This window comes from Microcoleus sp. S13_B4, assembly GCF_036700885.1.
Taxonomy (GTDB): Bacteria; Cyanobacteriota; Cyanobacteriia; order Cyanobacteriales; family Microcoleaceae; genus Microcoleus.
The window spans coordinates 1-8095 of the sequence record NZ_JAUBPU010000108.1 but is presented as its reverse complement, the minus strand read 5'-3'; the positions used below and the strand labels follow the sequence as shown (position 1 = coordinate 8095).

The following is an 8095-nucleotide window of genomic DNA, read 5'->3' as shown; positions in this document are numbered from 1 at the left end:
AAACCTATCTTTAGTTGAGTTTGAATATATCGATCGCTTCTGTTCTTAGTTTGCGATCGATTATTCAGCAAACCCTATCTACTTTCCCAAAGTTCCCTTGTACTCGTCCGGTACAAATTCCGTAACCACTTGGCCGCCGCCACCGTCGCCTTTGACAATCACAGTTTGATTTTTTAACTCTCCCGCCGCCCTCGGCCCAGTCAAATTAAACACCGGATTGAGTTGCTTGTAAACCACATTTCCTTCTGCGTCGAAAGTCTGGTTAGTTAAATACCACGTTACTCGATCGGTATTTAATTGAGCTTGACGTTTTTCACCAATTCCTACCACATTTCCGGTCAAATAAAAAACTTTTTTCTGTAAATCTCCCCGCCCCGTATCCCCAGTCATCGTCACCTTTTCCACCCGGTGAAAAACCTTCACAGGCCCAGGCGATATCACATATTGCGCGGGAAAATTCCAACTCATTAAACTGCTTTCTATTTGCAGCGGCGGCTCTGATGGCATCAACTGAGCGTTTTGCGTCAGCGTCGCAATCTTGGTTTTTAAGTCTACATCTACTTGGTCGGCAAAACCGCTGTCTGTTACTGTTTTATCTTTGTATCGGTCCATTTGAGTCGGTTTGTCGCTGTTTACTTTTTGTTGATCTACAAACCAAACTAAGTGCTCTGTTCGCAATTGCAAAGCGGGATCTTTAACATTCGCCACCACAGAGCCGAATAACTCCATCCTCTTAGCCCTACTGAAAACCCGCGCTTCCTTGGCTGAAGCCGTCACCTGTTTGTTCTCTCCCGTCAAATTGTTGCGGACAACTAAAACATCTTCCTTCGGCCGCCACTCCAACTCATTTCCTCGCAATACCACTCCATTTTTTAGGTCAGTAGCGACTATGTTACCTTTGAGGAAAACCTGATTTCCTTCCTGAAATACCTGCCCCGTTTCTCCCTGAATGTCGTAAATTTCTTTGCCATCCTGAAACAATTTGCCCACAGGTTTCTGAACGTTTACTATCTTTTTGTCTTTGCTGTAAATGGCATTTTGAGAGTTTACTTTCCAGAACGTCTCGCCCTTTTCGTTTGCTTGTTCTAGGGTTACTTTGTTTAAAGTTAAAGTGCTGTTTGACTTTTGAGCAGTTTTGATATCCTCCGCTAATTTGTTCTTTTGAGTCTCTTGCGGAGCCGCACAAGCAGCAATCCCCAAAATCAGTGCTGCTAAAAATAGCAGCACCAATTTTGGGGATTTGAGATTGGGAATTGGGGATTTGAGATTAATCATTGGCAATTGGGAAGTGGTAATCGCTAATTGGGAATTGGCAACTGGGAATTGGTAATTGATAATTGGGTATTGAGAAAAATTTAATCAAAAATTAAAAATCTGTCCTACTTTGTCTAACTTTTTAACTTCTAATTTTTAATGATTCAACCCATTAACCATCACCCATTACCCGTTACCAATTTCCCATTACCAATTCCCTATCTGTCGTCGTGTTCCTCCATCAAGCTCAGACCAGACAAAGGCCGGTAAGCATAATTAGGGCGCGATGTTTTTTGAATGTCGTCCTTAATCATTTCCAAATCGATATAGCGATCGGCTACATTAATCAAACTGTCGCTCGTCATCGATCGCAAACTGACCACCTCAACCCGCACACCGCGATAGCTCACAGCGTCTACAGCATAAGCCAAATCGCCGTCACCGCTGACCAGTACCGCCGTGTCGTAAGACCCCACTAAAGCCATCATATCCACAGCGATTTCTACATCCAAATTCGCCTTCTTAGAACCATCTGGCAACTGTACCAAATCCTTAGAAATCACGCGGTAGCCGTTGCGGCGCATCCACAGCAAAAATCCCTGCTGTTTCTCGTTAGTGCGATCGACACCCGTGTAGAAGAAAGAGCGCAGCAGCCGCGAGCCCGCAGTTAAACGGCACAGCAGCTTAGTGTAATCAATCTCAATTCCTAACTGCAAAGCTGCGTAAAAAAGGTTAGAACCGTCAATAAAAATTGCCACTCTACCCCGATTTTCTAGAACCTGTTCCGGCGTAAAAAGGTCGTTGCTTTCTATTCTATTCAACATGATTGTTATGCCTCAATTTTTATGAAAGATTGGTAAGGAAATAACTGCTAATTCGTAGTCTGTCATAACACCCAGAGCGCTGGCTGCCTACTATGAAGGTACTGTTTACAGCAGTTCGAGCCGCTTAAAAACAGGTTGGGGTTCCCCCAGAGTTTGGTTTGCCGGCAAAGCGCCCCAGGCAGCATGAGCTGCAAAATTCGCTAAACTGTTAACTGTAACTCGATCGTTAAAGTCAATTGAAAAACCTAGCTGCTGATAGATAGCGTTGCTGATATTGGGAATAATCGGCGATAAAAGGTAAGATGCTAGTCTAACAGATTCCAGAACAGAATATAGCACTTGTTCAACACTTTCTATCTGTCCCTGCTTGTACAAACTCCAAGGTGCTTGAACGTCAATAAACTTGTTCCCGGCTCGAACTAATGCAAGCACGGCTTCGCAAGCCTTGCTAAAAGCCAAGTCTTCATAAAAACCCGCTACTTGATCGCCCAAATCCTGGCTCATAGCTTTGAGAAGGTTGTCGCCGTCAATGTTTTCTCCCAACACATTTGGTACGCAGGCACCGCAATATTTGCGAGCCATGTTTAGGGTACGATTAAGCAAATTTCCCAAATCATTTGCTAGCTCAGCATTCAATATATTGATAAACCGAGTTTCGTTAAAATCGCCGTCCTCTCCGAACTCAATTTCTTTGAGAAAATAGTAACGCACTGCATCAGCGCCGTATTTGTTGACCAATTCGACAGGGTTTAAAGTATTACCCTCCGTTTTCCCCATTTTTTTGCCGTCTTTGGTCAAAAACCCGTGTGCGAAGACGCGGCCCGGCACCGGCAGATTCGCTGACATCAGCATTGCCGGCCAGTAAACTGCGTGGAAGCGAAGAATATCTTTGCCGATCAAGTGCAAGTCAACCGGCCACCATTTAGATAAAGCATTCTCCAACAGCGGGTCGCTGTCCGGATCTAGCAAGGCGGTGACGTATCCCAGCAAAGCGTCAAACCAGACGTAGATGCTGTGACTGGGGTCAACTGGCATTGGCAGACCCCATTCGAGATTCACTCTAGAAATCGAAAAGTCTTGCAGTCCAGAGTTGACGAAACTGAGCACTTCGTTGCGTCGGCTTTCCGGCGCGATGAAGTCGGGACGTTCTGCGTACAAGGCCAGCAGTTGGTCTTGATAGCGCGACAGACGGAAAAAGTAATTTTCCTCGTCGCGCCACTCAACTTCCTTGCTGGTGTGGACGGAGCACCGATTTCCGGGCAACAATTCCCGTTCATCCTTGAATTCTTCACAGGAGACGCAGTACCAGCCTTGTTGCTGGTTCAAGTAGATGTCGCCGGAGTTCCAGACGCGCTGGAAAAATTCTTTGACAATGTACTCGTGGCGCCGCGAAGTTGTGCGGATGAAGCGATCGTACTGGATGTCGAGTTGCTTCCACAGCGCCTCAAACGCCGGAACCACTGAATCGCAGTGAGCTTGGGGCGATCGTCCCAAACTCTCGGCTGTCCGCTGAATTTTCTGCCCGTGTTCGTCCGTCCCCGTAACCAGCAAAACAGATTTGCCCCGCAGCCGCTCAAATCGCGCTACGGCATCCGCAGCCATAGTCGTGTAAGCACTGCCAACGTGAGGTAAATCGTTTACATAATACAGAGGCGTTGTTATCGCAAAGGTATTTTTAGTTTTATCAGTCGATTTCATTGAATGCTAAAAGAAAATTCCCTAAATTCCGTTTCGATCTTAACTCAGCGGTTAAATTTTTTATGGAGTGGCAATCAAGCCAAATTCACTGCAAGTTATTTGCAATTGTTTAACCCGGGCTATTCCCAAAAAAAATATTGCTTTCATATCAACACTAATCTTTTTTAGTTCTTTTTGACGATCTCTCTAAAATGTCTTAATATTTTGACATTCTGCTGCCTTGCGAATCGACGATCGCGGGGTTCGCGCCTCCTCAATTTATTTGTCGCAGCAGCTATACCTAGAGCGGGCGATCGCCCACCGGGTTTGCAACAAAACTGATGGGTTGGGCTGCTAAACCTGCCATTCGACTAACACTCCGCGACCACTTTCTGTAAATGCGCGATCGCTCGGCATCGCCATCTTAAGCCCCGCTCACCGGAAAGTCTATCGGCAACTCCTGCCACTTTCCGAGCCGCTCATGGACGCAGAAACCGGGTTGTTTACGAAACTTTCTGCTCAAGCGCGAAGCGTTAGTTTCTTACCCCAAAAAGAGTATAAAACTACATTCCGCACCCTCAACTGCCACTATCGGTTTTTACTTATTTTGATCCAGCAATAAAACTCTAAGTTATCCTATAATACCGTAGATTAACGGATAAAAAACTTTTAAAACGTATAATTTATTACTTTAAAATATAGTTTTCTGCGTAATTATGCTGTGTAACACCCCAGGGTGCGGAATGTGGGATAAAAGCCTAGGTTTTTTGTCACAAAACCCGGTTGATAAAGGTTGCGAGTACCTCCACAGACAATAAAACCCCAAGCCAGTTAAGCTTGGGGCTATCACCTTAGGGTGCATCTAACAAGGGCTGCTCCGATCGCCCTCGATCGCCATCAGGAAAACTAACTCGATTTCCGCCAATAGCTTCTGACAAATAATCCGCCGCAGCTTCCACCACCGCGATCGCATTTTCGTAAACCATCCGCGTCGGCCCCAAAACCCCAACACTACCCACCGGCACCGATCCTCGGCGGTAAGTCGAAGAAATCAGAGTACAGCCACGAATTGGTTCTAAGGAATTTTCCGAACCAATACGCACCGTTACCCGCTTGCCGGGGGTGTCCAACTCAGGCGATTCAAAAATCAAAGGCCAAAGCAGTTCCTGCTCTTGTTCGAGCAGTTGCACCAGGGTTTGAACTTGCTGCAACTGCGAAAACTCAGGCAAGCGCAGGGCTTCTGCCAAACCGCCGATCAGAATCCGCGTGTAGGTTGGATTGCTTTGGCGGCTGCTCAAAGCAGTCAGCATGGTTCCCATCCACTCAGCGTACAGCTCAAAGTCCCGGTCTAACTCGCTCCAGTCTACAGCCGAGAGTTCCAAGAGCGATCGTCCCCGCAACTTGCGGTTCAAAAAATTCGACAAAATCTGCAATTGGCGATCGACGATTTCAACATCAGGCGTGTTACCTTCTGCGTCCCTCGGCAACTGCACCAAAACCGACTGAGTTTCGTAGGCATCCGTCACCACGATCAGCATCACCTTTCCCGCCTCTAGCTGCACCAGTTGTAAGTGGCGCAAGCAAGCCATATTGGTTTGCGGTATGGTGATCATTGCTATGTAACCGCTGATAGTGGCAAGGATTTGAGCAGCGCCACGGAGTGCCGCGTCCATGCGACCATCCGACCAATTGAGCTGGTCTAGTACCTGTTCCACCTTGCGGGCCAGCGTATCAGACGGCTGAATTAACTGGTCTACGTAAATTCGGTAGCCGGAGTCAGAGGGGACTCGTCCTGCCGAAGTGTGGGGCTGATAAAGCAGTCCAGCTTTTTCAAGAGTCCCCATCGCATTGCGAATTGTAGCTGGGCTGACGCTGAGGTTGAATTCGTCAGCCAAAGCTTTTGAGCCAACGGGTTCCGCTGTAGCTATGTAGTGGCGAACCGTTGCCCAAAGGATGTGTTGTTGCCGATCGGTGAGGTTAACGCGCACAGATATTTAAGCAGAATTAGAATTTAGAGTTGAAAGCCACTATTTACCGAAACGTCTGTCCGAAGAGGGCGATCGGGCAGACTTATCTATTTAAGATAACAGATTTAGGCGAAGGCAGAAGGAACAGGGAAGAAGCCACAGGTAAGAAGGAACAGGGAAAGGGAAGAATTTTTTAACTTTTAACTTGTATAGCAACCGCCCTGACGGTTAGGACGTTCTTAATTGCACTTTCCCCATGCGGTCAATTTCTTCCTTCTCTCCTAGATAACAACTAAAGCCTTCTTGCTTCTTCCTTCTGCTATAACTTTCTATTTGGGAGCTTCGTTTCCCCGAACCGGATCTCGGTTTAATGCCCCATTCCTCGGCTTTGTTTTGCCCAATTCCCTTTAAGTGTGTTCTTTCAGAATATTTTGCAGATAACTAGCCACTGCATCCGGCTGTTCCACCATTGCCAAATGGCCACAATCGGGAAGCTGAAGGACATTCTCGCCACAACCTTGGAACATCCAGTGAAAGCTAGCCAAATGCAGCACGTATTTTGGTTCCATAATTTTATCTTTAGTACCGGCAATAAAATAAACAGGCTGCTTGAGTTGGGAGACAATTGGTGGCAATAGGTGAATCTCCGCTTCTGTGGTCGAGTCCAACAAAGCCCCCAAAGCTGCCTCTGGATGAGCTCCCACGAAATCTATTAAGCGCTGCCGTCCCCAGGATCTGCCGATCGAGCGGGCTACAGAATCGCGGGCAAACAGGTAATCTGCTAAGGGCAAGCGAGCCAGCCAGCCGGGACGCATTGTTACTAGCTGCTTGCCGACCGCTCGAAACCGCTCGAATTCTTCCTTAAGATAGATGCCGCCCCCTGCATTGATGCAGACCACGCCTTTAACGCGATCGGACAATTTGCTGGCTCCCCATAGAGCGATCGTACCGCCCAGAGAGTGTCCCACCAGCCAAGCAGAAGATATATCGAGTTTTTCGAGTAAAAGTTCCAAATCGCGAGCGTAAGCTGCGGGAGTGTAGCACGAATTTAGCGGTTCGGAACATGGGCGATCGTCGCCGGAGTCCGATTGAGAATCCCCAAACCCCCGCAAATCATAGGTAAGGCACTGATAGTTTGATGCCAAGCGATCGGTCAAAGGTTGCCAGTAGTGGCGGCTTAACAGCCAGCCGTGGACAAATACCAGAACCGGGGAAGTTGCAGTCGGAGCCGTCAAATCGTAAGCGTGCCGAACCCCTAGGATGTCGATTGTTGCCATACTTTTATCCTACCCGCTCCATAAGACCTATGTAAACCTATGTATAGCCTTTCTCAGAAAAAGAGAGTACGCCGAAACCCTGTGTTCTCAAGCTTTTTTAGATAGTGCCCTGAAGGAAAGGATAAAAAAATCAACCGAATTCAAATAAAAGTAGGCATCGGGAGTTGTAAATTATCATTATAATGATGTACAAAACGCCCCCATTGCAGCAATATGATTTTCTAATTTTTTAGAGAAGGCTAAGCTCTTTCTTACCAACGCTTGATACTCGTTGTCGAATAGTACAGTTGAAGCGCTCGATATAGCTAGTACAACCACTATCTTTGTCTACACGGCGCGATGACGTTTGCTGGGCAATACAGAATCATAAGCACTCCAATGGTCGGTATAAATTACTGCACATTGACGGTAAACTGGTGGCATTGAATTCCATAAAGCACTCTTCTGATACTGCGCTACGCTCTCCAATGTGTACACCAACAATTTCCCTAGTCTGGGCATCCAATGCCAGCCATACCCACTGCTGATTTCCTTTATTATCGACTTGCCGACCATAGCTCATCCATCTGAACACTCAAGCGCTTTTTTGGCTTGGGACTCACCTCCACTTGCTTCTTAACAGCAACAGAAGCGGCATTTACGTAGCGCTGCACTGTATCTTATGACACTTGTAATACCCGAGCAATCCCAGCCTGGGAAATACGTTCAAGTAGCATCCGTGACATTAACTCTTCTTGTTCTTTAGTAATAGCTTTCCAGGTCGGATTCAAAACAAATTGACGGCCACATTCTCGACATTTGTAATGAAAGTTTTTGATGCCGAGTTTGACCGTTACGACTGACTGCTTCTAACCCACAATTAGGACAATGGGGAATTTATACTGTCATCTCACTAATGGTAAACACTTCTCTCTAATAGTAGCTTACTCTATCCTTTCCTTCAGGACACTACCCTCTATTCTTTCTCTTCGGTGTGCTTATCTTAATGGTCAACCCTCCAGTTGATGTATTTGCAACACTGATACCAATTTTATGTGAAGTTGCATATAATAGAGAGATAGCTTGTATGGTGCGTTTATGAGTCGTAGTTTTAAAA

General features: G+C 46.5%; 6 protein-coding genes and 1 pseudogene. 1 reads left to right on the top strand and 6 read right to left on the bottom strand.

What is annotated here, in order from left to right; translation table 11 throughout:
* Positions 1-78: 78 nt before the first annotated feature.
* The 4 genes from lptC to hrcA form a co-directional block, all read right to left on the bottom strand.
* Positions 79-1275 (bottom strand): LPS export ABC transporter periplasmic protein LptC, encoded by a 1197-nt coding sequence (gene lptC / locus QT994_RS27030; RefSeq protein WP_333180119.1) that lies wholly within the window; start codon positions 1273-1275, stop codon positions 79-81.
* 197 nt (positions 1276-1472) lie between these two features.
* Positions 1473-2078 carry a LabA-like NYN domain-containing protein gene (locus tag QT994_RS27025; protein WP_006631885.1) on the bottom strand — a complete coding sequence of 202 codons (606 nt, stop codon included), beginning with the start codon at positions 2076-2078 and terminating at the stop codon, positions 1473-1475.
* A 105-nt stretch (positions 2079-2183) separates the two neighbouring features.
* Entirely contained in the window at positions 2184-3776 is a 1593-nt protein-coding gene (metG, locus tag QT994_RS27020) for a methionine--tRNA ligase (protein WP_333180116.1), read from the bottom strand.
* An 830-nt stretch (positions 3777-4606) separates the two neighbouring features.
* The gene (gene hrcA / locus QT994_RS27015) at positions 4607-5749 is read right to left on the bottom strand and encodes a heat-inducible transcriptional repressor HrcA (protein ID WP_445243951.1); all 1143 of its coding nucleotides are present in this window, start codon (positions 5747-5749) and stop codon (positions 4607-4609) included.
* A 23-nt stretch (positions 5750-5772) separates the two neighbouring features.
* Between hrcA and QT994_RS27010 the strand changes: the two genes are divergently transcribed.
* Positions 5773-5919 carry a hypothetical protein gene (locus QT994_RS27010; RefSeq protein WP_333050719.1) on the top strand — a complete coding sequence of 49 codons (147 nt, stop codon included), beginning with the start codon at positions 5773-5775 and terminating at the stop codon, positions 5917-5919.
* A gap of 210 nt (positions 5920-6129) precedes the next feature.
* Here QT994_RS27010 and QT994_RS27005 read toward each other — a convergent pair whose 3' ends face one another.
* Both QT994_RS27005 and QT994_RS27000 read right to left on the bottom strand, forming a co-directional pair.
* A complete protein-coding gene (locus QT994_RS27005) occupies positions 6130-6999 on the bottom strand; it encodes an alpha/beta hydrolase (RefSeq protein ID WP_333180113.1) in 870 nt (289 codons plus the stop codon).
* Positions 7000-7139: 140 nt separating this feature from the next.
* Positions 7140-7875, bottom strand: a pseudogene (locus tag QT994_RS27000) (IS1 family transposase).
* Between the last annotated feature and the right edge of the window lie 220 nt (positions 7876-8095).

What these genes read in the sequence shown, in the direction of transcription:
- metG (WP_333180116.1), bottom strand. Translation starts at nt 3,776, where the DNA reads ATGAAATCGACTGATAAAACTAAAAATACCTTTGCGATAACAACGCCT.
- QT994_RS27005 (WP_333180113.1), bottom strand. Translation starts at nt 6,999, where the DNA reads ATGGCAACAATCGACATCCTAGGGGTTCGGCACGCTTACGATTTGACG.
- QT994_RS27025 (WP_006631885.1), bottom strand. Translation starts at nt 2,078, where the DNA reads ATGTTGAATAGAATAGAAAGCAACGACCTTTTTACGCCGGAACAGGTT.
- lptC (WP_333180119.1), bottom strand. Translation starts at nt 1,275, where the DNA reads ATGATTAATCTCAAATCCCCAATTCCCAATCTCAAATCCCCAAAATTG.